The organism is Saccharothrix longispora, assembly GCF_030852425.1.
In the GTDB taxonomy this organism is placed as follows: Bacteria; Actinomycetota; Actinomycetes; order Mycobacteriales; family Pseudonocardiaceae; genus Actinosynnema; species Actinosynnema longispora.
In genome coordinates, this window is record NZ_NSDM01000013.1 from 202,617 (window position 1) to 225,191 (window position 22,575).

Below are 22,575 nucleotides of genomic sequence, written 5' to 3' on the forward strand. Positions count from 1 at the left end.
GTGCCTCCCCAAGTGCTCACCCTGCGGTCTTCTCCCGGTCAACGCCCGACGACCGCAGGGCATTCCCGGAATCGTTGACCTCCAGTCCGCTCCAGGTCATACCGTCCCGGCATGGACATGGAAACCACTGCCTGGATGTCGCTCTACCACGCGGCGAACGCGCACGACGACAAGCGCCCGTTCTCGGCGGCCACGCTCCGGCGAATATGGGCGTTCGCCGCACCGCACCGCGCCCCGCTGTACCGCTACCTGGCGCTGAGCGTGGTGGGCGCGGTGCTGGCGGTGGTGACGCCGGTGCTGGCGGGGCGGGTGGTGGACGCGATCGTCAACGGGTCGACCACGGGGGTGGTGCTGGGGCTGGCGGGCGTCATCGCGGGCATCGCCGTCGCCGAGGCCGGGCTGGCCCTGGTCACGCGGTGGCTGTCGGCGCGCCTCGGCGAGGACCTCATCCTCCACCTGCGGACGACGGTGTACGACCACGTGCAGCGGATGCCCGTCGCGTTCTTCACCCGCACCCGCACCGGCGCGCTGGTGAGCAGGCTCAACAACGACGTGATCGGCGCGCAGCGGGCGTTCAGCGACACGCTGTCCAGCGTGGCCGGCAACGTGGTGACGCTGGCGCTCACGCTCGTGGTGATGATCAGCCTGTCCTGGCAGATCACGCTGCTCGCGCTGGTCCTGCTGCCGGTGTTCGTGCTCCCCGCCCGGCGGATGGGGTCGCGCCTGGCGCGGCTGGAGCGCGAGGCCGCCAACCACAACGCGACGATGAGCACCCAGATGACCGAGCGGTTCTCCGCGCCGGGCGCGACGCTGGTGAAGCTGTTCGGCAGGCCCGCCCACGAGTCGGCCGAGTTCGCCGCGCGGGCACGTCGGGTGCGCGACATCGGGGTGCGCTCGGCGATGGTGCAGACGGTGTTCCTGACCGCGTTGACGCTGGTGTCGGCGCTGGCGCTGGCGCTGGTGTACGGGCTTGGCGGGTTCTACGCGCTGCGCGGGCAGCTCGACCCGGGTGCGGTGGTGGCGCTCGCGCTGCTGCTCACCAGGCTGTACGCGCCGCTGACCGCGCTGGCCAGCGCCCGGGTGGAGGTGATGAGCGCGCTGGTGAGCTTCGAGCGGGTCTTCGAGGTGCTCGACCTCGAACCGCTGATCGGCGAGAAGCCGGACGCGCGGCCGGTGCCGGACGGACCGGTGTCGGTCGAGTTCGACGACGTCCGGTTCGCCTACCCGGCGGCAGACAAGGTGTCGCTGGCCTCCCTGGAGGAGGTCGCGGTGCTGGACGGCCGCGGCGGCGAGGAGGTGCTGCACGGGGTGTCGTTCCGCGCCGAACCGGGGCAGGTGGTGGCGCTGGTCGGCTCGTCGGGCGCGGGCAAGTCCACGATCGCCTCGCTGCTGCCCCGGCTGTACGACGTGGACTCGGGTGCGGTGCGGCTGTCCGGTGTGGACGTCCGCGAGCTGACCGGGGAGTCGGTGCGCGACGCGCTGGGCGTGGTGACGCAGGACGGGCACCTGTTCCACGAGTCGATCCGGGCGAACCTGCTGTTCGCGCGGCCGGACGCGGAGGAGGACGAGCTGTGGGACGTGCTGCGGCGGGCGCGGTTGGCCGACCTGATCCGGTCGCTGCCCGACGGGCTGGACACGGTGGTCGGCGAGCGCGGGTACCGGCTGTCGGGCGGTGAGCGGCAGCGGTTGACGATCGCCCGGCTGCTGCTGGCCAGGCCGCGCGTGGTGGTGCTGGACGAGGCGACCGCGCACCTGGACTCCACGTCGGAGGCGGCGGTGCAGGCGGCGCTGGCCGAGGCGCTGGAGGGGCGGACGGCGGTGGTGATCGCGCACCGGCTGTCGACGATCCGGGCGGCGGACCTGATCCTGGTGGTCGAGGCGGGCCGGGTCGTGGAGCGCGGCACGCACGCCGAGCTGCTCGCGGCGGGCGGGCGTTACGAGGAGCTGTACCGGACGCAGTTCGCCGAGGAGGCGGAGCCGACCACTCGTACGGGGGCGGAGCCGACCACGCGCGCAGGGGTGGGGCCCGCTGTGCGCGCGTGATCGCGACGGCGGAATTCCGCAGCCCGGCAGGGGGGTTACGGGGCAGAATCGCGCCATGAGGACCATCGGGTTGATCGGCGGGATGAGCTGGGAGTCGTCCGCCGAGTACTACCGGCTGCTCAACGAGGAGACGCGGCGCAGGCTGGGCGGGCACCACTGCGCGCCGAGCCTGCTGCTCACCGTCGACTTCGCCGAGGTGGAGGAGCTCCAGCGGACGGGGCGGTGGGAGCGGTCGGGCGAGCTGCTGGCCGACGCGGCACGCCGGTTGGAGGGCGCGGGCGCCGAGCTGGTGCTGCTGTGCACGAACACCATGCACAAGGTCGCCGACGCGATCACCGACGCCGTGGACGTGCCGTTCGTGCACATCGTGGACGCCACCGCGCAGCGGCTCGCCGGGTTCCGGAAGGTCGGCCTGCTCGGCACCCGGTTCACCATGGAGCAGGACTTCTACCGCGACCGGATGCGCGGGCACGGCATCGAGCTGGTCGTGCCGGAGGAGCCGGACCGCACGCTGGTGCACGACGTCATCTACCGGGAGCTGACCCGCAACCGGGTGGAGCCCGCCTCGCGCGCCGCGTACCGGGACGTGATGGCCCGGCTGGTGGAGCGCGGCGCGGAGGCGATCGTCCTCGGCTGCACGGAGATCACGCTGCTGGTGGACGCCTCGGACGCGACCGTGCCGTTGGTGGACTCGACCCGCGCCCACGTGGAGGCGGGCGTCGACCGGGCGCTCGCCTAGGGCCCCGGTACGGCAGAGTGGTGGCATGGAGCTGACCCCGCGCGCCCTGTTCTCACTGGCGCGGACCACTGTCGAGACCGCCGTGTCCGTGCCCGGCCGGGTGCTGGACCTGCTGGGGGCCGCCGAGTCCGTGGTGCGCCGGGCCGACGACCTGGTCTCGCGCACCGAACGGGTGCTGGAGGAGACCGAGGCGCTGGTCGGACGGGCCCGCGCGGTCACCGGCACGGCGGAGGGCGTGACGGCCGACGTCGCCCGCATCGCGCGCACCTCGCGGGAGCTGGCGGACGACTACGCGCCACTGGCCCGGAAGGCGCACCCGCTGGCGCAGCGGTTCGTCGACGAGCTGTCCCCGCAGGAGGTGGACGCGGCGGTCGAGCTGGTCGACCGCCTGCCGGTGCTGACCCGGCACCTGATCGAGGACGTGCTGCCGATCCTGTCCACGCTGGACCGCGTCGGCCCGGACATCCACCAGCTGCTGGAGGTCACCAACGACCTCCGGCAGGCCATCATCGGCATCCCCGGCTTCACCTGGATGCGGCGTCGTGGCGAGGAGAAGGACGAGGACTGACCGATCGGGGTCACCGGGAGAAGTCCGCCCGATCACGAGTATCCCGCCAACCGTTCTTGTCACGCACGTGAGCACCACGCCCGAACAATGTGCGGAACCCATTAGCGACGCATTACCCGAGAAGGTTCGGAGAGTCTCAGCGGGGCGACCAACCCCACCTGAGCGGCCGGTTTGTCACCTGGGTGCGCATTCCGGAACCCGGAGTTGTGATGCCGCCGCAGGTCACCCGCCACTCGAAAGGACGAGCGCCGGCCCGGTGCCGGAAGAATGTTTGACACGTCGTCACGGCTGAATTTATCGTCAGCCGGGCGGAGTCCCGGGACGGTGCTCCGCCCGGCGGAGGCGGTGGCATGGCGATCTCACCGAACGGCGCGTTGGTGGGGCACAGCGCGGCGCTGCGGCTCTGGGCCCAGGTCCCGGCGGAGCTGGCGGAGAGGATGGCCCCGCTGTCCGGGGTCATGGTCCGGGACGCGGTGGGCGAGATCCGCCGGGTGGTGCCCGCGTACGCGCAGCCCCTGGAGGGCAAGTTCCGCGAGGTGCTCGTGGGCGCGGTCGAGATGGCGATCGTGAAGTGCTTCGACCAGATCACCGACCCCGACGGCGGGCAGGACGACTGGAAGGACGTGCTGCGCCGCAGCGGGCGCATCGAGTTCCTGGAGGGCCGGACCATGGACTCGTTGCAGACGGCGGTGCGGGTCGGCGCGCGCGTGGTGTGGCGGCACCTGAGCCGGCACGGCCGCGACCTGGGCGTGCCGACCGACACCCTGTTCACCCTCGCCGACGCGGTCTTCGCGTGGGTCGACGAGCTGTGCCGGGTGGCCGTCGAGGGCTTCGCCGAGGCCCAGGCCAACGCCAGCGGCGCGCTGGAGCGCCGCCGGCGGCAGCTGCTCAAGCTGGTGCTCGCCGAGCAGCCCGCGTCACCGCGCTCGGTGGCGGACCTGGCCGGCAGCACGGACTGGCCGCTGCCCGAACGCGTCGCCGTGGTCGCCCTGGAGTACCGGGAGGACCAGCACCAGCTGCCGTCGGTGTCGCTGGGCCGGGACGTGCTGGTGGACCTGGAGAGCTCCACGCCGTGCCTGGTGGTCGCGAACCCCCGGGGCGGGCTGGAGCTGGACCTGCGCGGCCGGCGTGCCGCCGTGGGGCCCACCGTCCCGCTGGCCGAGGCGCGGCAGTCGCTCGCGGTGGCCCGGCGCGCCCTCGGGTTCGTGCGGCGCGGCCTGCTGCCCGACGTGCCGTTCACCTCGTGCGACGAGCACCTGGCCACGCTGGCGCTGCTGTCCGACGAGTTCCTGGTGGGCCGGCTCAGCGCGCGGGCGCTCGTCGCGTTCGCCGGGCTCACCGTGAAGCAGCGGGAACGGTTGGAGACGACGCTGCTGGCGTGGCTGGAGACGCGGGGCGGCGTCGGCGAGATCGCCCACCGGCTCGACGTGCACCCGCAGACCGTCCGCTACCGCATGCACCAGCTGGAGGAGCTGCTGGGCGACCGGCTCGCCGACCCCGACGAGCGGCTCACGCTGGAGATCGCCCTGCGCGCCCGCAGGCTGCTCGACCGCGCCCGCGACGCGCGGCCCCCGGCCCGGCCCGCCTGACCGGCGCCGGACGCGGCCCGTCAGGGGTTCAGCTCGTGCCCCGGCAGGCCGGACGTGGTGTTGCGCTGCTTCATCTCGGCCTCGAACACGTGCCGGGCGCCGCCGAGCAGCCGGTCCCGCGCGTCCCGCTCCCACTCGCGGAAGGTCCGGTAGTAGCCGTCGTCGTAGTCCTCGACGAGCTGGAACGTCCACCGGCCGCGCACCACGTTGCGGCCGACCAGCTCGGCGTCGAGCCGGTCTGCCAGGTCGTCGTGCCCGGCCTCGCGCAGCAGCCGCACGGCCTCCTGCACCTGTGCGTCGGCGGTGCCGGTGAGCTGGTGGAACGAGAACAGGTGCCCGCGTGCCCGCTCGGTGGTCTCCAACGCCTCGGTGAGCTTGCCGACCGCCTCGACCGTGCCGTCGTCCACGCCCTCCGGCCGCCTGCCCTCGGCCCGTCCCAACCCGTTCCCATTCCCGTTCACCTCGCCCATAGCCGTCCTGGTACCCGCGTCCGGCGGCACCAACCCACCCCGAACGGCGGAACCGCCCGCGAGCCCGAGCCCGCGAGCCGCGCGTCCGGGAGGCGTGGGTCCGCCGTTCAGGACCCGGCCGCGTCCAGCAGCAGGGACCGGGTCGAGCCCACGCCGTGCCGGTCCTCGTCGGCGGACATCGCGGCCACCTCGCGCAGCACCGGCTCCAGGGCGATCCCCTCGTCGCGGGCCGCCTCGCACACCGCGCGCAGGGACAGCAGCTCGTCGCGCGGGTCCGATCCCAGGTCCCGCAGGGAGATCAGCAGCAGCGACGACCGCACGCCCTCCGCCGTCGCCGGGAACGCCCGGTTCACCGCCCACCGGAACGACGAGCACCGGCGGAACAGCGCGCGCAGCCCCGGCCGGGACGACTCGTCGGCCGCGTACCGGGCGAGCACCTCGGCGAGCAGCGCCTCGGCCTCCTCGCGCACCCCGGCCTCGTCCAGCGGGGCGGGGGCGGCCATCATCTTCTCCGCCCAGTCCGGGTCGTCGACGTCCACCGGCCTCTTCGCGATGGGTTCGAGCACGGCGTCCAGTCTCGCGACACCCTCTTCGACGGCGCTCAGGTCTCCGTTCACAGGGCGACCGTATCCGGCTGGGGTCCGAGGTCCCCCGCAATTCGGGACTTTGGTCCCTGCCGAGCACCCCCCTCCGTGCCGAAACCATGTGCACAGGCGGCGAAGGGGTGTCGATCCGAATGCTTCTGGTGAGTTCGCGCGGTGCGGTGGACGTGACCCGTCACCTCGACGCGGTCGTGGCGAACCTGAAGTCGGCGGGCGTGGCCGTGGCCCGCGTGGAGGTGGACCTGGACCCGTCGGCGCCCCTCGAGGCCCGCCTGGTGACCGAGCGGGGCAACGTCCTGCGCTGGGACCAGGACCGGGGGTGGGCCGGGCGGCGGGAGGGGGAGACCGCCGCCCGGCCCACGAGCGGCTACAGCGGGATGTAGACGCCGAAGTCCCGCGAGGCGGTGCGGAAGTCCTGGAACCCGATCCGCGCGCCCGCCGTGCGGGTCACGGTGCCCTTGGCGATCACGCCGCCCGACGACGACGGCCCGTAGACGGGCCCGCCGCTGTCGCCCGGCCGGGCGGCCTGCTGCCCGTTCACCTGCTCCCCCTCGACGAGGTCCTCGCGGTCCGCGTAGAAGAACAGCACCTTGATGTTGCACACGGGGTTGCCGGTCACGCGCGCGCTGGTGACGCCCGACTGGCACAGGTACTCGCCGGTGTAGACGTCGCCCCAGCCGCGCACGACCTCGACGGAGTTGCTGTCGCCGCCGCCGACGTACTGCTGGTTCACCACGTTGCCCGTCGGGACGAGCATGATGTCGTGGTCGCCGTGCTTGGCGCCCGCCGTGCCGATGTACTCGCCGGTGGGGTCGGTGACGCGGACGCCGGGGTTGCCGCAGTGGCCCGCGGTGAGCAGGAAGCGGGCGTTGTCGCCGTTGCGGACGGCGAACCCGGACGTGCACGCGGCGCTGCCGAGCACGATGGTGGCGCCGCCCTTCCACGGCGGGTTGTCGTTCTGCCGGGACACCGGGACGAGCGGTTCCTCGACGACGGTGCGCACCGGCACGTCCACGGCCGCGTCGAGGCCGCGCGCGGCGGCCTCGGACGTGGTGCCGAGGACGAGCCCGCTGCCGTCCGCGGGCACCTTGATCGCGTGCACCCCGGCGCCGCGTCGGGCGTCGAGCACCTTGGCGGCCTCGCGCAGCTCCGCGTCGGAGTGGGCGGCGGCCTCGAACTCGACCGGCGCCTCGGCCCGGGCGGCGGCGTCGCGCACGGCGGCGGGCACGTCGCCCTTCCACCACAGCGCGACGTGGTCGTCCTCCAGGACGAGGCCCGCGAACCCGGCGTGACCGCCGCGCAGCACCTCGGCCCGGATGGTGTCGGCGGTGCGGACGAGCGGCTGCTGCGCGAGCATCCGGTCCCAGTCGCTCACGGGCTTCTCGGCGGCGGAAGTGGGTGCGGTGCCCAGGGCGGTCGTCGCGGCCAGGGCCGCGAACAGGGCGAGCGTCCTGCGTGCTGTCCTCACGAGCGGTGCTCCTTCGGGTCGCTGAGGCGCGGACAGCGGCGGAACACCCAGAATATGGTCCAGACCAATAGACTGTCACTGACACGACCGGACAGGAACGCCCTGTCCCCCCGGCGCCCGGTCAGAACCTCAGGCGGGTCAGGTACTCGTAGCCGATCCGGGCGGTGGCCAGGGCGTCGGCGGGCTGGTCGTTCTCCACGATGTACTCGGCGACCCTCGTCGAGCGGAAGACGCGGGCGAAGTCGATCGTGCCCTTGCCGGGGTCGGCGAACGAGCCGTCCGGCGCGCGGTCCTTCACGTGGAACTGGCGCACCCTCGGGAAGTGCTCGCGGCACAGGGCGACCGGGTCCACGCCGCCGACCACCGCCCAGTACAGGTCCAGTTCCAGGTGGACGTTGCGGCGCGACGTGCCCGAGGTGATCACGTCGAACGGCCGCGCGCCCTCGACGGCGGCGAACTCGTGGGCGTGGTTGTGGTAGCCCAGGCTCAGGCCCGCGCGGCGCAGCTCCGCCCCCGCCGCCTCCAGGCGGGTGGCGAACGCCCGCCACTCGGCCAGGGTCGCGTGGTCGACCCACGGCACGACCACGTAGGTGTGGCCGAGGGTGCGGGCGTCGGCGATCACCTGGTCGAGGTCGCCGTCGATGCCGACGTGGGCGGACGTGGCGCGCAGGCCGGTGCGGCGCAGGACGCGGGCGAACTCGGCGGCGGTGCGCCCGTAGGTGCCGGCCAGCTCCACGCGGCGGTAGCCGATGTCGGCGAGCGCGGACAGCACGGGCTCCGGGTCGTCGCCCACGACGTCGCGCAGCGTGTAGAGCTGGATGCCGATCGACTGCCGCGGCACGCGGCGGTGGGGGCGGGGCGTCGCCGACGCGGTGACCGGGAGCGCGGCGCCGGTGCCGGCCGCCAGGGCGGCGCTCAGGAACGTGCGGCGAGTGGGCACAGGGGACTCCTCGTCATCGGGGCGACAGCCCTTGCAGGGAGAGCAGCAGGTCGCGGACGGCGGTCGCGGGCAGCAGGCCGGTGCGCTCGACGACGTCCGGCGGGGTCGGGGCCGAGCACAGCAGCACCGGGCCGTCGGCGGGGTCGTCGGGCAGGCGGCCGTGCGTGCCGCGCACCACCGACGGGTCGAGCGGCACGGTCTTCATGGCGTAGCGCAGGCCGAGCTTCTTGCGCACGAGGTTGCCGCCCGCCTTGGCCTTGGCGAGCCGGTCGGCGGGGTCGAAGAACAGCTCCGCCGGGTCGTAGCCGGGTTTGCGGTGGATCTCCACGCCCCGGGCGAAGTCCGGCGCGCGGTCGTCGTCCAGCCAGTAGTAGTAGGTGAACCAGGCGTCGGGTTCGGCGACCAGCACGAGTTCGCCGGACCGCTCGTGGTCCAGCCCGACGCCGGCCTGCGCGCCCCGGTCGAGCACCGCGTCCACGCCCGCCAGCCCCTCCAGCACGGCCCGGGTCCTGGCGACGTCGGCGGGGTCGGCCACGTAGACGTGCGCGACCTGGTGGTCGGCCACCGCGAACGCGCGGGACGTCCACGGGTCCAGGTACTCCATCCCGGCCTGGCGGTGCACCTGGAGCAGCCCGGCGCGGCGCAGCGCCCGGTTCACGTCGACCGGCCGCCGGGCCGGCGTGATGCCGTACTCGGACAGGGCGACGACGGTGGCTCCGGCGGCGTGCGCGTCCCGCAGCAGCGGCTCCACCGCGCGGTCGACGTCCCGGGCCGCCCGCACGGCCTCGGGCGAGTCGGGGCCGTGCCGCTGGAGGTCGTAGTCCAGGTGCGGCACGTACACCAGCAGCAGGTCCGGCCGGTGCGCGGCCAGCACCCGGCGCGCCGCGCCGACGATCCACTCGCTGGAGGCGATCGAGGCGGTCGGCCCCCAGTACCGGAACAGCGGGAACTCGCCCAGCTCCTCGACCAGCCGGTCGTGCAGGTCGGGCGGTCTGACGTAGGCGTCGGGCGACTTGCGGCCGTCGGCGTGGTAGACCGGCCGGGGTGTGACGGTGATGTCCGTGGTGGCGCCCATGGCGTACCACCAGCAGATGTTGGCGGTGGTGTGGTCCGGGTCGCGGCGGCGTGCGGTCTCCCACACCTTCTCGCCGCCCACGAGGCGGTTGTGCTGCCGCCACAGGAAGACCTCGCCGAGGTCGCGGAAGTACCAGCCGTTGCCGACGACCCCGTGCCCGGCCGGGGTCAGGCCGGTGAGGAAGGTGGACTGGACCGAGCAGGTCACGGCGGGCAGCACGGTGCCCAGCCCCGCCCGGAACCCGCGTTCGCCGAGCGCGCGCAGGTTCGGCATGTGCGGCAGCAGCGCGGGCGTCATGCCCACGACGTCGAGCACGACCAGCGGCGTCGTCACGAGCGCACCTCCAGCGGCAGTTCGGCGGCGGCCCAGCGCAGCTCGGCCGCGATCCCCTCGACGAGGTCCCGGTCGGCGAGGTCCCCTGTGCCGCGCTCCCCCGCGCCGGGCAGGACGGACCAGGTGTAGGTCTCCACCTCGACGTCCGGGTCGTGGCCGACCTCCCGGACCGCCGCGACCGCCTCCCGCAGCACGTCGGTGGTGGCGCGCAGCGGCGCGGGCGGCGCGGCGTGCAGCGGCACGTGGAAGTGCACGCGCCACGGCCCGCCGGTCGGCAGTTCCGCGAACGCCTCGGGCAGGTCGTCCGCCCGGTGCACGCGCCCGTCGACCAGCGCCCGCACCTGGTGCAGGTAGCGGGGTTCGGCGAACGGGCCGAGCACGGCGGGCGCGCCGGCCGGGTCGGTCAGCTCCAGCGCCGCCGACGCCTGCACCTTCACCACGCGCAGCCCCGCGTCGGCGATCGACCGCACGGCGGCGGCCGGGTCGGCGAACGACACGGCCAGGTGGCACGTGTCGAGGCAGATGCCGACGTGGTCGGGGTCGACGCGGCCCGCGAGGACCCGCACGGCGTCCGCGACGGTGTCCACCACGCAACCGGGCTCGGGTTCGACGGCCAGCCGGATGGTGCGGCCGGTGCCGTCGGCCAGGGCGCGCAGCCCGGCGACGGCCTCGGCGAGCACGTCGAGCGCGCGGGCGTGGTCGACCTCGGACCACGGGTGCCGCCACGCCAGCGGCAGCGTGGAGATGCTGCCCGCGCCGCCCTCCGGGACCAGGTCGGCCAGCACGGTCGCGCAGTCGAGCGTGTAGTCCAGGCGCGCGGTGGTCGTCCAGTCCGGGTGGTAGACGGCGTGCTTGACGACCTCGTCGTGGAACCCGCCGTGCGGGAAGGCGTTGAGGGTGCGCACGACCAGGCCGCGCGCGTCGAGCGCGGTGCGCAGCCCGGCCCGCCGCGCGGGGTCCTCGGCGAGCGCCTTCGCGACCGGGGCGGACAGCCACAGGCCGAGGCCCAGTTCGCCGCCGACGCGGTCGCGCACCGGCACCGCGTACCGGTCGAGCTGGGCGAGCACGCCGCGCAGGTCCTCGGCCGGGTGGACGTTGGTGCAGTAGGAGAGGGTCACGAGCCACCCCCGCCGGCGGGGGTGCCGCGCAGGATGGAGTTGCCGGCGAACGTCGACGGCGCCTCGGGCCCGTCCAGGACGAGTCGCCCGCTCTGCCCGTAGAACGCGACCGGGTTGTGCCACAGCACCGCGTCCACGTCGGACTGGTCGAAGCCGGCGTCGAGCATCGCCCGCCCGGTGCGGTAGGTCTTGAGCGGGTCGGAGCGGCCCCAGTCGGCGGCCGAGTTCACCAGCACCCGCTCGGTGCCGTACTCGCGCAGGATGGCCACCATGCGCCGCTCGTCCATCTTGGTGTCGGGGTAGATGGAGAAACCCGCCCAGCACCCGGAGTCCTTCACCGCGCGCACGGTGACCTCGTTGAGGTGGTCGACGACCACGCGTTCCGGCGGGAGCCCGGACTCGCGCACCACGTCCAGCGTGCGGAGCGTGCCGGCGTGCTTGTCGCGGTGCGGGGTGTGCACGAGCGCGGGCAGGTCGTGCGCGACGGCCAGTTCGAGCTGCCGGGCGAACGCGTCGTCCTCCTCCGGCGTCATCGAGTCGTAGCCGACCTCGCCGACCGCGACCACGCCGTCCTTGGCCAGGTAGCGGGGCAGCAGGTCGACGACCTCCGCGCACCGCGGGTCGTTGGCCTCCTTCGGGTTCAGCGCGAGCGCGCAGTGGTGCCGGATGCCGAACTGCGCCGCCCGGAACCTCTCCCAGCCGATCAGCGAGTCGAAGTAGTCCACGAACGACCCGACGCTCGTGCGCGGCTGGCCGAGCCAGAACGCGGGCTCCACCAGGGCGGTGACGCCCACCGCGGCCATGGACTCGTAGTCGTCGGTGGTGCGCGACGTCATGTGGACGTGCGGGTCGAAGATCCTCACGGCGTCCTCCCCAGCAGGCGCAGCGCGTCGGCGGGCACGTCCCGACCGGCGGCCTCGCGTTCGGCGGCGTAGTCGGCGGTCATGCGCAGCAGCTCGTCGTCGGTCCGGTCCCGCAGGCCGTGCACGGCGGCCAGCGGGATGCCGGTGAACAGGCACTTGAGCACCCCGTGCCGCCAGGCGTGCCGGTCGAGGTGGCGGGCGGCGAACGGGCCGAGCGCGGCGGCGACGAGGCGGGTGTCGTTGGCGCGCAGCGCGTCCCGCACGATCGGCAGGCCCACGTCCGGGTCGGTGTCCGGGGTGAGGGCCCGCAGCACGCCGCGCCGCTCGGCGTCGTCGCCGTACCGGTAGAGGGCGGGCAGCTCGGTCGCGTCGGGCAGTGCGGCGACGAGCCGGGCGCGGGCCGCGTCGTCCACCGTGCCGTGCACCAGGCCGCCGGGGTCGTCGGCCCGCAGCGGTCCCCGGCCGACCTCGCGGCCGACGGCGGGGAAGAGGGCGCGGATCGCGGCGGGGTCGGCGCGGACGCGGCGTTCGGCCTCGGCCAACCAGTCCGGGTCGGGGACGTCGGGCGCGGTGGCGGCGGTGAGCGCGGCGAACGCCCGGCGGGCCACCCGCGGCGCGGCGTGGCTGTGCCGGGGCAGCTCGACGGCGGCCAGGCCGCGGTAGCCGGTGTCGTCCAGGGCGGCGAGGGTCCCGCGCAGGTCCAGGTCGCCCTCGCCGAACTCCAGGTGCTCGTGGACGCCCGGCAGCATGTCGTCCAGCTGCACGTTGACCAGCAGGTCGCCGGCCCGGCGGACGCACGCGGCGGCGTCCTCGGGTTCGACGGCCACGCAGTGCCCCACGTCGAGCGTGATGCCCAGCGGCGCGGGGTCGCCCAGCTCGGCGCGCAGGGCCAGGGCCTGGTCGAGCCGTTCGACGACGTGGCCGGGTTCGGGCTCCAGGCCCAGCCGCACGCCGGCCCGGTCGGCGAGGTCGACCACCCGCGCGACCCCGGACCGCAGCCGGTCCCACGCGCCGTCCGGCCGGGCGGCGACGCCGGACCAGAAGGACACGCAGTCCGCGCCGAGGTCGCGGGCGACGAGGATCGCCCGGCCGAGGAAGTCGACCCGCCGGTCCTGCCCCTCGGACACGAGGGTCGGGTGGTGCTTGCGGTGGGCGTCGAGCAGGTAGCGGGCGCCGGTCTCGACCACGACGGTGAGGTCCAGCTCGGCCAGCCGCCGGGCCACCGCGTCGACCCGGGCGGGGAGGTCGTCGGCGTACGGGTCGAGGTGGTGGTGGTCGAGCGTCAGCGCCACGCCCCGGTAGCCGAGGTCGGCGATGACCGCGAGGGCGTCGTCGAGCCGGTGGCCGGCGAACCCGTTGGTGCCGTAGCCGAGCCGGAACGTCACGTCGGTCCCACCTTCCGCCCGAAGCGCCGCGCGAGCGGCAGCGCGCACGCCACGGCCAGCGCCGACCGCAGCGGGCCGCGGGCCACCAGCGCCGCCTGGAGGGGCACCATGCCGTGGATGCCGGCGACGGTCGCCGCCCGGACCCGCCCGGCGGAGGGGTCCTCCAGCGCGGCCAGCTGCGCGCGGCCCACGAGCGCCGCGTACCCGAGTGCGCCGACCGCGGACCGGGGGCCGCGCGCGGCGACCGCCACCGCCGTCGCGCAGGTCCCGACCAGCGCCGCCCGCGCCACCGACGGCGACGTGCCGTGCACCTCGCCGCGCGACAGGGCGGTCACGCCGAGGGTGTGCGCGGCCAGCGCCCCGGCCGCGGGCAGGGCGGCCCGGCGACCGCCGGGTCCGGCGCCCAGCAGCACGTCGAGCCCCCGGCACGCGGCCATGGCGACCGGCCCCAGGACCGTGTTCTTCAGGACCGCGTCGTAGGCCCAGACCGCGCCCGCCAGCGCGCCCGCCGTGGCCAGCGAGCGGCGACCCCCGGCGTACGCCGCCAGCCCCAGGCCCACCCCGGTGAGGCCGCCCGCCACGGCCAGCGCGGCCCCCGGCGACACGTGCCCCGACGGGATGGGCCGCTCCGGGCGCTCCACCGCGTCCACCGCGCGGTCGGACCAGTCGTTGAGCGCCATCCCCGCCCAGTACAGGGCGACCGACGACAGCGGCAGCAGGAGCCGGCGACCGCGCAGGACGCCGCCGGCCCCCGCCACCGCGTCGCCGAGCACCGTCAGCGCCGCCGGCGCGCGGACCAGCCGCAGGTAGGGGTTCACAGGCCCTCCACCCACTCGGCCAGGTCGCGGGTCTGCCGGGCGAACCCGTGCTCGGTCGACCCGAGCGGGTCCTTGAAGAAGAACCCGAGCGCGCCCTGCACGCCCACCCGCCCGGCCCGGTGCGCCGCGGCGAGCAGTCGGGCCAGGTCGAGCACCAGCGGCGCGGCCAGGGCCGAGTCCAGGCCGGACCAGGTGAACTGCAACGACATGCGCGCGCCCAGGAAGCCCTCGAACGACACGTGGTCCCACGAGGTCTTGCGCTCGCCCAGGTCGGGCACGTTGTCGATGTGCAGCGGCGCGACGACGGGGTGCCCGAGCAGCGCGGCCAGCCCCGACGCCTTGGTGCGCAGCTTGCTCGACGCGTGGTCGGGGTCCTCCAGGGTGGCCCCGTCGCCGCCGCCGAGCAGGTTGGTGCCCGCCCACGACAGCACCCGCAGCGCCCGCGCGGTGAACATCGGCGCGAGCACCGTGCGGACCAGGGTCTCCCCCGTCTTGCCGTCGCGCCCCGCGTAGGGCACGCCGACGACGGCCGCCAGCTCGTCGAGCGCGGGCAGCGTCACCCCGGTGGACGGGGTGAAGTCCACGAACGGGCACCCCGCCTCGAACGCGGCGTAGGCGGCCAGGGAGCTGGGCGGCAGGACGTCCTCCCCGGACGACAGGGCGCGTTCCAGCGCGGCCAGGTCGGCGTGCTCGGGGCGCGGCGGCGCGGGCGGCTCGGTGGAGGCCACGTTGACGACCACGACCCGGTCCAGCGAGTGCCGCGACCGGAACGACGCGAGGTCGGCGACCATCCGGGCGGCGACCTCGACCTGCGGGCCGAGCTGCGGCACGTCGCGCAGCTCGGCCTGCACCTCGGCGAGGCCCGCGGCGATGGGGCCGAGCAGGTCGGCCGGGACGACGCCCGCCCGCGCCAGGTGCTCGGCCCGCTTCGCGAGCGGGGTGGACACCACGTCGTGCCCGCCCACCACCAGCGAGTCCCACGGGGGCAGCACCCCGTCGGGCACGTGGGTGTCGAGCAGGGCGGTGACGCTGCCGGTCGGCGGCACCAGGCCGGCGCGCAGGCCCAGGAGCCCGCACACCGCCGTGGTCGCCACCGAACCGCGCGCGCCGATCAACCACAGACCGGTCCGTCGCACTCACAGCTCCTTGATCCGGATGTCGCGGGACCACACGTCGTCGCCGTCACCGTGGTCCTGGAGGCCGATGTGCCCCCGCGCCAGGTCGCGCGGGGTCCGTGCTGGTGACGTCGTCGAGCACGTCGCCGGTGGTGGAGGGCCAGACGACCGCGTCGAACCGGGTCGGGTTGGCGTCGGGGTGCGCGACCGCGGGAGCGGTGGCCGGCGCGGCCAGGCGGGTGGGTGGCCTCGTGGACGTGCTTCGCTTACCTCGCACCGCGTACTCCTCGTTCGCACGTCGCCGGGCTCGAACGGTGAGGCTGTGGTCCAGCTCACAGCTGGACGTGAGGGCAATTCTGTTTGTGTAGTACTTAAGTCCGCAAGACTTTTGTCTTATATTGACAAAAGTCTTGCTCGAATGGACGAAAGTCCCGGACCGGCGGATACCGAGCGTCAGGACCCGGCCAGGCGCGCAACGCCCGCGCCGCGGGCGTGGATCGCGCGGCGCTCAGGCCGGTGGCCGGGTCCACGGCGGATCAGGGCGGGCGAGGTCGAGCAGCGCGGGACCGTGCGCGGGGTCGGGCCGTGCCCGCCGCACGACACACTCGCGCCAGGGCGGCCGCGACCACCGCCTGCGGTGCTCCGCGCACCCCTCGGACGGGGTGCGGACGGGGTGCGGACGGCGAACGGGTGCGACGGCCCGTCGACGTCGATCAGCGACAGTGGCCGCACCCGACGGACGCTACCCGGCACCGCCCCCTCGGCACCGCCCCCTCGGCACCGCCCCCTCGGCACCGCCCCCTCGGCACCATCCCTCTCAGCGGCGGCGGCGGGTCGCCCTCGCCACCAGCTCCGCCAGCAGCGGCTTCGCGGCCTGGTCCATCGCGGCGGTCCGCAGCGCGCTCAGCGCGCGGTCCACGCGCACCGAGATCAGCTGCTCGGCCCGCTCGACCGCGCCCGTCGACCGGACCACGTCGCGCAGCAGCTCGGCCCGCTCGTGGTCCAGTTCGGGATCGCCGTGCAGGGCCTCGATGACGTCCCGCTGCCCCGGCGTCGCCTGCTGCCACGCCAACGCCAACAGCACGGTCGGCTTGCCGTCGCGCAGGTCGTCCAGCGCGGGCTTCCCGGTGACCAGCGGGTCGCCGAACATGCCCAGCAGGTCGTCGCGCAGCTGGAACGCCTCGCCCACCGGGCGGCCGTACGCGCCGCACGCCCGCGCCAGCGCCGCGTCCCCGCCGGCCAGCGCCGCGCCGATGCGCAGCGGCAGCTCCACCGTGTACCGGGCGGTCTTGAGCCGGGCCACCCGCCACGCCGCGCGCACCGGGTCGACGCTCGGCCGCCCCGTCCCCACCAGGTCGAGGTACTGCCCGGCGATCAGCTCGGTGCGCATGGTGTGCAGCAGCTCGCGCACCACGGGTTGCGGGCCGGCCGCGGCCTCGGCGCGGCGCAGCAGCTCGTCCGACCAGGAGTGGCACAGGTCGCCGAGCAGGATCGCCGCGCTGACGCCGAACCGCCGCGCGCCGCGCGCCGCGCGGGAGCGGTCGGTGCCGAACCGCTCGGTGCCGAACCGCTCGGCGAGCAGCCGGTGCACCGTCGGCCTGCCGCGCCGCAGCGCCGAGCGGTCCATGACGTCGTCGTGGACCAGCGCGAAGGTGTGGAACAGCTCCAGCGACGCCGCCGTGCGGAGCAGCGCCGGGTCGCCGGGCGCACCGCCCGCCGCGAGGAACCCGCTGTGGCAGAACAGGGGCCGCAAGCGCTTGCCGCCCGCGATGAAACCGGTCAGCACCTCGACCATCGGCGGCAGGCACGGGTCGGGCGCGAGGCGCGCCTGCTCGGCCAGGAAGTCGTCGATCACGGAGTCCACGTCGGCGCGGACCGAGTCGAGGTCGCTCCGCACGGCGTCGATGACGGTCATGGGTTCCTCCACGGGGTGGCGCACGTGCGCCGACACCGACGGGTTCCCGGTCGCCGGACTGCCACACACCACGTGCGCGTGATCGTGACCTGCACGTTCGTGTAGTTGCGGTGACGCTGGGATGACCACCGGCGAGAACGGTCGAGGACCGATCGGGGACGAAGGGCAGCACGGGGACCGTGAGCGGATTCCCCGGTGACCCGATTGGGTATGCCAGGACCATGAAGTGGCGCATCGGTGCGGCGGCGGTGGCCGTGGTCGGGATCGTGGTCCTGGTGGGGGCGCTCGTCGTCGTGCCGAGGTTCGGCACCGACACCATCGACCGCAGCCAACCGGCGCTGCTCCAGTCGCTGCGCGACCTGAGCCAGTACCACGCCGCGGCGGGCGACTTCCAGGTCGTGCTCGACATCGAGAAGGACGTCCGCCACGTCCCGGCGGCGCTCGCGGGCCGCCGCACCCTGTTCGTGGCGGCCGGCACGGTGAACGCCTACGTCGACTTCTCCGGCCTCGCCGAGGACGCCCTGGAGGTCGACGCGGAGAAGAAGACCGTGGAGCTGGCGCTGCCCGGCGCGACGCTGGACAAGCCGAACCTCGTGCAGGAGCGCTGCTACGTCTTCGCCGAGGAGCGGGGCCTGTTCGACCGCCTCGCCTCGCTCGTCGAGACGCAGGACCAACAGCCGTTCTACGTGGCCGCCGAGCAGAAGATCGGCGACGCGGCCCGCGAGTCCGACCTCACCGGCCGGGCCGACGAGAACACCCGCACGATGCTGACCGGAATGTTCACCGCCCTGGGCTACCAGCCGGTGTTCTCCGACGCCGCGTAGGCTCCCCGCCCGATGAGGCGGACACGATGAGGCGCAAGCAGCGGCCGGCGCTCCTGGCCCAGCGCCACGGCCTCGACCCGGCACGCCTGCGGCTGCCACCGGACGGGACGTGGGCGACCGTGCGCGACCACCTGGTCGAGCGGCTGCCGCGGGTCGCGCCCGAGCGCATCGACGCGATGCTCGCCGAGGGCGCGGTGCACGACCTGGCCGGCCCCCTCGCGCCGGACGCCGCCTACGTCCCCGGCTCGTCGGTGTGGTTCCACCGCGACCTGCCCGACGAGGTGCCGGTGCCGTTCGACATCCGCGTCGTGCACCGCGACGACGCGATCCTGGTGGCGGACAAGCCGCACTTCCTGGCCACCATCCCGCGCGGCAGCCACGTCGTGGAGACGGCGCTGGTGCGGCTGCGCACGAGCCTGGGCCTGCCGCACCTGAGCCCCGCGCACCGGCTGGACCGGGTCACGGCGGGGCTGGTGATGTTCGTCGTCGACCCGGCGCTGCGCGGGAAGTACCAGACGATGTTCAAGGACCGCGTGGTGCGCAAGGAGTACGAGGCCGTCGCGCCGCACGACCCCGCGCTGGAGCTGCCCCGCACGGTGACGAGCCGCATCGTGAAGGTCAAGGGCGTGATCACGGCGCAGGAGGTGCCCGGCCCGCCGAACGCGGAGACCCGCGTGGAGCTGGTGGGGCACCGGGGCGGCTGGGCGCGGTACCGCCTGCTGCCCTCGACGGGCCGCACGCACCAGCTCCGCCTGCACATGGCGTCGCTGGGCGTGCCGATCCGCAACGACGACTTCTACCCCGTGCTGCGGGAGAAGCCGCTGGACGACTTCCGCGACCCGCTCCAGCTGCTGGCGAAGGTGCTGGAGTTCACCGATCCGGTGACCGGTGAGCACCGCCGCTTCACCAGCGGGCTGGAGCTGGCGCTCTAGTCGAGGTAGCCGAGCATCTGCGCGATCTGCGCGGTGCGCGACTCGAAGATCCGGTCGGCCAGGGCCTTCGCCTGCGGGTTGACGCCGCCCTCGCGCTCCAGCTTCGCGATGGACACCGCGTTGTGCTGGTGGGCGATCAGCAGGTTCAGGAACGCCTTCTCGAACTCGCCCGCCGGCGTGGCCGCGAGTTCCGCGATGGCCTCGGGGCTCGTCGAGTGGTCGCCGCCGTGGCCCGCGTGCAGCTGCGGGTCGTCACCGGCCTCCTCGGGCTGCTCCCAGTCCACGAGCCACTTCGTCATGGAGTCCACTTCGGACAGCTGGGTCACCTCGATGGCGGCGGCGAGCGTCCTGACCTCGTCGCGCACCCGGCGGTCCTTCGCCAGCGCCACGATCTCCAGCCCGGCCCGGTGGTGGGGCACGGACATCTGGAGGAACATCACGTCGGTCTGGTTGAACTCCTCCGTCTCCACCGCGGTCGACACCGGGGCGGCGGCGGGCTCGGGAGTCGAGCCACCCCCGCACGCGGTGAGGACCGCCAACCCGGCCAGCAGGGCCGCGAGGCGTCGCACGGGTCGTCCTCCTCTTCGGTTGTGGTGCTCGGACCGGGCGGCCCGCCCGCGCCGTGACAGGGAGGCGCGGACGGGCCGGTGTCACCGCGTCGCTACAGCTTCTGCCACAGCGCGGCGGTGTTCGGCGGCTCCCAGCCCACGAGGGACGTGTGGGCCTGGACGCAGCGGTAGCTCGCACCGCCGTAGGTCACCTGCGCGCCGGTCCGGTAGGCGGTGTTCGGCGCCCACGTGCCGCCCACGGGGGGCTGCGTCGTGGTCGGCGGGCGGGTGGTGGTGGTCGTCGGCGGCCTCGTCGTGGTCGTCGGCGGGGTGGTCGTGGTGGTCGGCGGGTTGCCGCCACCGCCGACCTGGAGGTCGACGCAGGAGTAGAACGCCATGGGCGTGTCTGCGATGTTCCAGATGGCCAGCAGCTTGATCCGGCCGGTGCGCCCGCCGAGGTTCACGTTGTGCGTGACGGTGGCGTTGGGCTGCCTGCCGCCGTCGTTGAACTCGGCGATGCGGGTGCCGCCGACGTAGTACTCCCACGTGCTGGTGGCGTGCCGGGCGGTCAGGGTCCAGTTGAACGCCACCGTGCCGCCGACCGAGGTGGTCGGCCACGCCTTGCTGTCGTCGTTGAGGGGCGCGAACGGGGTCAGTCCCGCGTGGCAGTTGCGCTGGCCCTTCGGACCTTCCACGCTCTGCGGTTCGTAGACGACGGGACCGCAGTCGGAGACGCGGCCCTGCGCGCACATCGCCTGCCGGCTCGGCGGCGAGGAGATGTAGCCGTGCGCGCTCGCGGTTCCCGCCGACACCACGACGATGAACGGCGCGATGCCCACACCGGCGAGCACCGCCGCCAGCTTGCGTTTGAGGTTCATGTCCAGCTCCTTCGGAGGGGACCCGGAACGAGGGCCCCCAAGGCAGGGTTCCAAATCCGCGGCGGCCGGATCACGCGCAGCGTCACAGCGTGCTAGCACCGTGCAACGCAACGCGACGTGGTCTAGACCATAATCGCGATCGTCATCCGGGTCAAGGACGTGAACCGACCGGAGCAGTGACGCGCACCCCGACTGTGAACGGGCGAACCGACGAGCGCCGGGCCCCTCGCCCGGGAACGGCGAAGGGGGCCGCGTCCTGACTCGCGGCCCCCTCCACCGTGCGCTCCGGTGGGCGATGCAGGTCGTCGCCCAACGGCACGGCCTCAGCAGTACAGGTTGTTGCCCGCGGGCACGCCGAGGATGCCGACGAACCGGTTGTAGGCGTCGACCCGGCTCTGGACCTGCGCCGGGTTGCGCCCGCCGCACTCCAGCGACCCGTTGATGCTGCGGATCGTCTCGCCGAAGCCGCGCTGGTTGACCATCGCGTCGTGCGGGGTCATGGTGCCCGGGCCGTTCTGGGTGTTCCAGTACCAGAGGGCCGTCTTCCAGGCGACCGAGGCGTCGTTCTGCACGAGCCACGGGTTGGTCAGCAGCGGGAGGCCGAGCGCGTCGCCCGCCGCCTTGTAGTTGAAGTTCCAGCTGAGCTGGATGGGACCGCGGCCGTAGTAGGCCGCCTGACCGGCGGGGCAGCCGTAGGGCCGGCCCGGGTCGCAGTAGTGCGGGTAGTTCGCCTGGTTCTGCTCGACGACGTGCACCAGGCCGCCGGTCTCGTGGTTGGCGTTGGCCAGGAAGGCCGCCGCCTCCTGCTTGCGGACCGTGTCGCTGCCCGTCTTGGCGAAGCCCGGGTACGCGCTCAGCGCCGCGGTGAGGCCGGCGTAGGTGTAGAAGGGGTTCCGGCCCGGGAACATCGTGTTGAACTGGCTCTCGCTCACCACGAAGTTGCCGTTCACCGGCGGGGCGGTGGTGGTGGTCGGCGGGTTCGTGCCGCAGGTGTGCGGCTCCCAGTACCAGGTGCTGACGACCGGGTCGTAGCCCGGGTTGTCGTGCTCGGCGATGTAGTAGAGGCCGTTGGTGTACCTGACGATGCTGCCCGCGGTGTACCACTGGCCCTGCACCCAGTTCGGGTGGTCGCAGGAGGCGGGCGGGGGCGTGGTGCCACCGCAGGCGCCCTGGTCGGCCCAGACCGCGGCGGAGCCGGGGGTCTCGTTCTGGGTCCACCACTGGGCACGCCAGTTCTTGCCGGCGTGGGAGGCCGTCATGCCGTTGGTGTAGACGGCTGACGAGCTCCACGCGGACGCGCACGCCGCGGCGGAAGCGGCGGAGTTGGCCGCGACGACCGTCAGTGCCGCCCCGACCACGACAGCGGCGATCGCCGCCACTACGCGGATTCTCGACACGTGATCACTCCTTCCCGTTGGAAGCGCCCATCGGACGTGACGAGGGCCACTCAACCGGAAATGGTCTACACCAGTCAAGAGTGCAGCTCGGTTTTCGGTGTCGCAAGGCGCTGACCGGCACCTTTCCATGAGAGCGCGCTCACGGAGGTGGTGGTGCGGTTCAATGTTCCGGTGCAGTGGACGCGCTACTGGCGGGCGGCCGACCAGCCGCTGGAGGCGATGCACGCCCACTTCACGTCGCACCGCTACCACCGGCACAGCCACGACGCCTACTCCTTCGGGGTGACCGAGCAGGGCGTGCAGGCGTTCCGCTGCCGGGGCGGCGCGCACACCAGCACGGTGGGCATGGTGCTCGCCTTCAACCCCGACGAGGCGCACGACGGCCGCACCGGCGCCGAGGACGGCTTCACCTACCGGATCGTCCACATCGGACCGGACCTGGTCGCGGACCTGGTGCCCCGGCTGCCGCTGTTCCGCGACCCGGTGGTGCGCTCCCCCGCCCTGGCCGGCGCCCTGCGCGACCTGCACGCCGCCCTGCGCGAGGGCGCGCTGGCCCGGGACGAGCACCTGGTGCGGGCGGTCCGGGCGATGGCGGCCCACGTGACCCCGCTGCCCGGTCCGACGACCGCGCACGGCGACCCGGGCCCGGCGCGGGACCTCGTCGAGGCGCACTACGCGGACGACCTGGCGCCGGCGGACCTGGTCGAGGCGACGGGCCTGAGCCGCTTCGCCCTCTACCGCGCCTACCGCGCCCGGTACGGCCTGTCGCCCAGCGAGCACCAGCGCCAGCGGCGGCTGCGCGAGGCCCGGCGGCTCCTGGCGGACGGCGTGCGGCCGGCGGAGGCGGCCGCCGCGGCCGGGTTCGCCGACCAGGCCCACCTGACCCGCTGGTTCCGGCGCTGCTACGGCGTCACGCCCGGCGCCTACGCCCGCGCCGCGACCCGCTGATCCACCG

23 protein-coding genes are annotated in these 22,575 nt (G+C 74.2%); 8 read left to right on the plus strand and 15 right to left on the minus strand.

Annotated elements, in window-relative coordinates; translation table 11 throughout:
* The first annotated feature begins 135 nt into the window (after nt 1-135).
* The 4 genes from CKY47_RS28065 to CKY47_RS28080 all read left to right on the plus strand — a co-directional run bounded on the left by CKY47_RS28065 (nt 136) and on the right by CKY47_RS28080 (nt 4,939).
* A complete protein-coding gene (locus CKY47_RS28065) occupies nt 136-2,043 on the plus strand; it encodes an ABC transporter ATP-binding protein (protein ID WP_306749434.1) in 1,908 nt (635 codons plus the stop codon).
* A gap of 55 nt (nt 2,044-2,098) precedes the next feature.
* Nucleotides 2,099-2,782, plus strand: a complete 684-nt coding sequence (locus CKY47_RS28070) for an aspartate/glutamate racemase family protein (protein WP_306749311.1) — start codon at nt 2,099-2,101, stop codon at nt 2,780-2,782.
* 25 nt (nt 2,783-2,807) lie between these two features.
* Nucleotides 2,808-3,350 (plus strand): hypothetical protein, encoded by a 543-nt coding sequence (locus tag CKY47_RS28075; RefSeq protein WP_306749312.1) that lies wholly within the window; start codon nt 2,808-2,810, stop codon nt 3,348-3,350.
* A 350-nt stretch (nt 3,351-3,700) separates the two neighbouring features.
* On the plus strand, nt 3,701-4,939 hold the full coding sequence (locus CKY47_RS28080; RefSeq protein ID WP_306749313.1) for a PucR family transcriptional regulator: 1,239 nt from the start codon (nt 3,701-3,703) through the stop codon (nt 4,937-4,939).
* Nucleotides 4,940-4,959: 20 nt separating this feature from the next.
* Here CKY47_RS28080 and CKY47_RS28085 read toward each other — a convergent pair whose 3' ends face one another.
* Together CKY47_RS28085 and CKY47_RS28090 are read right to left on the minus strand one after the other, a co-directional pair.
* Entirely contained in the window at nt 4,960-5,409 is a 450-nt protein-coding gene (locus tag CKY47_RS28085; protein WP_306749314.1) for a hypothetical protein, read from the minus strand.
* A 107-nt stretch (nt 5,410-5,516) separates the two neighbouring features.
* Nucleotides 5,517-6,026, minus strand: coding sequence for a hypothetical protein (locus CKY47_RS28090; protein ID WP_306749315.1), 510 nt, complete (start codon nt 6,024-6,026; stop codon nt 5,517-5,519).
* 128 nt (nt 6,027-6,154) lie between these two features.
* Between CKY47_RS28090 and CKY47_RS28095 the strand changes: the two genes are divergently transcribed.
* Nucleotides 6,155-6,394: a hypothetical protein gene (locus CKY47_RS28095; RefSeq protein ID WP_306749316.1), complete on the plus strand. Its 240-nt coding sequence runs from the start codon at nt 6,155-6,157 to the stop codon at nt 6,392-6,394.
* Here CKY47_RS28095 and CKY47_RS28100 read toward each other — a convergent pair.
* The 10 genes from CKY47_RS28100 to CKY47_RS28145 form a co-directional block, all read right to left on the minus strand.
* On the minus strand, nt 6,379-7,479 hold the full coding sequence (locus CKY47_RS28100; protein ID WP_306749317.1) for a chymotrypsin family serine protease: 1,101 nt from the start codon (nt 7,477-7,479) through the stop codon (nt 6,379-6,381). The two genes, CKY47_RS28095 and CKY47_RS28100, sit on opposite strands and share 16 nt — an antisense overlap.
* A 121-nt stretch (nt 7,480-7,600) precedes the next feature.
* A complete protein-coding gene (locus tag CKY47_RS28105) occupies nt 7,601-8,419 on the minus strand; it encodes a sugar phosphate isomerase/epimerase family protein (RefSeq protein WP_306749318.1) in 819 nt (272 codons plus the stop codon).
* Nucleotides 8,420-8,432: 13 nt separating this feature from the next.
* Complete coding sequence (locus CKY47_RS28110) at nt 8,433-9,827, minus strand: alkaline phosphatase family protein (protein WP_306749319.1); 1,395 nt, start codon at nt 9,825-9,827, stop codon at nt 8,433-8,435.
* Entirely contained in the window at nt 9,824-10,945 is a 1,122-nt protein-coding gene (gene eboE / locus CKY47_RS28115; protein WP_306749320.1) for a metabolite traffic protein EboE, read from the minus strand. Before eboE ends, CKY47_RS28110 begins: the two co-directional genes overlap by 4 nt.
* Nucleotides 10,942-11,808: a TatD family hydrolase gene (locus CKY47_RS28120; protein WP_306749321.1), complete on the minus strand. Its 867-nt coding sequence runs from the start codon at nt 11,806-11,808 to the stop codon at nt 10,942-10,944. The genes eboE and CKY47_RS28120 overlap by 4 nt, the downstream gene beginning before the upstream one ends.
* On the minus strand, nt 11,805-13,193 hold the full coding sequence (locus tag CKY47_RS28125; protein WP_306749322.1) for an EboA domain-containing protein: 1,389 nt from the start codon (nt 13,191-13,193) through the stop codon (nt 11,805-11,807). The genes CKY47_RS28120 and CKY47_RS28125 overlap by 4 nt, the downstream gene beginning before the upstream one ends.
* Nucleotides 13,190-14,011 (minus strand): SCO3242 family prenyltransferase, encoded by an 822-nt coding sequence (locus tag CKY47_RS28130; protein WP_306749323.1) that lies wholly within the window; start codon nt 14,009-14,011, stop codon nt 13,190-13,192. The genes CKY47_RS28125 and CKY47_RS28130 overlap by 4 nt, the downstream gene beginning before the upstream one ends.
* Complete coding sequence (locus tag CKY47_RS28135; RefSeq protein ID WP_306749324.1) at nt 14,008-15,147, minus strand: inositol-3-phosphate synthase; 1,140 nt, start codon at nt 15,145-15,147, stop codon at nt 14,008-14,010. Before CKY47_RS28135 ends, CKY47_RS28130 begins: the two co-directional genes overlap by 4 nt.
* Nucleotides 15,148-15,193: 46 nt before the next feature.
* A complete protein-coding gene (locus CKY47_RS28140; protein ID WP_306749325.1) occupies nt 15,194-15,403 on the minus strand; it encodes a hypothetical protein in 210 nt (69 codons plus the stop codon).
* A gap of 540 nt (nt 15,404-15,943) precedes the next feature.
* Nucleotides 15,944-17,041 carry a polyprenyl synthetase family protein gene (locus tag CKY47_RS28145; RefSeq protein ID WP_306749326.1) on the minus strand — a complete coding sequence of 366 codons (1,098 nt, stop codon included), beginning with the start codon at nt 17,039-17,041 and terminating at the stop codon, nt 15,944-15,946.
* Nucleotides 17,042-17,262: 221 nt separating this feature from the next.
* Here CKY47_RS28145 and CKY47_RS28150 point away from each other — a divergent pair, with 221 nt between their 5' ends.
* Both CKY47_RS28150 and CKY47_RS28155 read left to right on the plus strand, forming a co-directional pair.
* Nucleotides 17,263-17,865 carry a DUF4230 domain-containing protein gene (locus CKY47_RS28150; protein ID WP_306749327.1) on the plus strand — a complete coding sequence of 201 codons (603 nt, stop codon included), beginning with the start codon at nt 17,263-17,265 and terminating at the stop codon, nt 17,863-17,865.
* Between the two features lie 26 nt (nt 17,866-17,891).
* Complete coding sequence (locus CKY47_RS28155) at nt 17,892-18,797, plus strand: RluA family pseudouridine synthase (protein ID WP_306749328.1); 906 nt, start codon at nt 17,892-17,894, stop codon at nt 18,795-18,797.
* On the opposite strand, the gene CKY47_RS28160 is transcribed toward CKY47_RS28155, so the two are convergent.
* From CKY47_RS28160 to CKY47_RS28170, 3 genes are all read right to left on the minus strand, one after another.
* Complete coding sequence (locus CKY47_RS28160) at nt 18,794-19,366, minus strand: DUF305 domain-containing protein (RefSeq protein WP_306749329.1); 573 nt, start codon at nt 19,364-19,366, stop codon at nt 18,794-18,796. The two genes, CKY47_RS28155 and CKY47_RS28160, sit on opposite strands and share 4 nt — an antisense overlap.
* Nucleotides 19,367-19,458: 92 nt before the next feature.
* On the minus strand, nt 19,459-20,223 hold the full coding sequence (locus CKY47_RS28165) for a lytic polysaccharide monooxygenase (protein WP_306749330.1): 765 nt from the start codon (nt 20,221-20,223) through the stop codon (nt 19,459-19,461).
* Nucleotides 20,224-20,546: 323 nt separating this feature from the next.
* Entirely contained in the window at nt 20,547-21,620 is a 1,074-nt protein-coding gene (locus tag CKY47_RS28170) for a glycoside hydrolase family 19 protein (protein WP_306749331.1), read from the minus strand.
* 153 nt (nt 21,621-21,773) lie between these two features.
* On the opposite strand from CKY47_RS28170, the gene CKY47_RS28175 reads away from it, so the two are divergent.
* Complete coding sequence (locus CKY47_RS28175) at nt 21,774-22,568, plus strand: AraC family ligand binding domain-containing protein (protein ID WP_306749332.1); 795 nt, start codon at nt 21,774-21,776, stop codon at nt 22,566-22,568.
* Nucleotides 22,569-22,575 lie beyond the last annotated feature (7 nt).

What these genes read in the sequence shown, in the direction of transcription:
- CKY47_RS28075 (WP_306749312.1), top strand. Translation starts at nt 2,808, where the DNA reads ATGGAGCTGACCCCGCGCGCCCTGTTCTCACTGGCGCGGACCACTGTC.
- CKY47_RS28070 (WP_306749311.1), top strand. Translation starts at nt 2,099, where the DNA reads ATGAGGACCATCGGGTTGATCGGCGGGATGAGCTGGGAGTCGTCCGCC.
- CKY47_RS28085 (WP_306749314.1), bottom strand. Translation starts at nt 5,409, where the DNA reads ATGGGCGAGGTGAACGGGAATGGGAACGGGTTGGGACGGGCCGAGGGC.
- CKY47_RS28165 (WP_306749330.1), bottom strand. Translation starts at nt 20,223, where the DNA reads ATGAACCTCAAACGCAAGCTGGCGGCGGTGCTCGCCGGTGTGGGCATC.
- CKY47_RS28145 (WP_306749326.1), bottom strand. Translation starts at nt 17,041, where the DNA reads ATGACCGTCATCGACGCCGTGCGGAGCGACCTCGACTCGGTCCGCGCC.
- CKY47_RS28080 (WP_306749313.1), top strand. Translation starts at nt 3,701, where the DNA reads ATGGCGATCTCACCGAACGGCGCGTTGGTGGGGCACAGCGCGGCGCTG.
- CKY47_RS28155 (WP_306749328.1), top strand. Translation starts at nt 17,892, where the DNA reads ATGAGGCGCAAGCAGCGGCCGGCGCTCCTGGCCCAGCGCCACGGCCTC.
- CKY47_RS28150 (WP_306749327.1), top strand. Translation starts at nt 17,263, where the DNA reads ATGAAGTGGCGCATCGGTGCGGCGGCGGTGGCCGTGGTCGGGATCGTG.
- CKY47_RS28065 (WP_306749434.1), top strand. Translation starts at nt 136, where the DNA reads ATGTCGCTCTACCACGCGGCGAACGCGCACGACGACAAGCGCCCGTTC.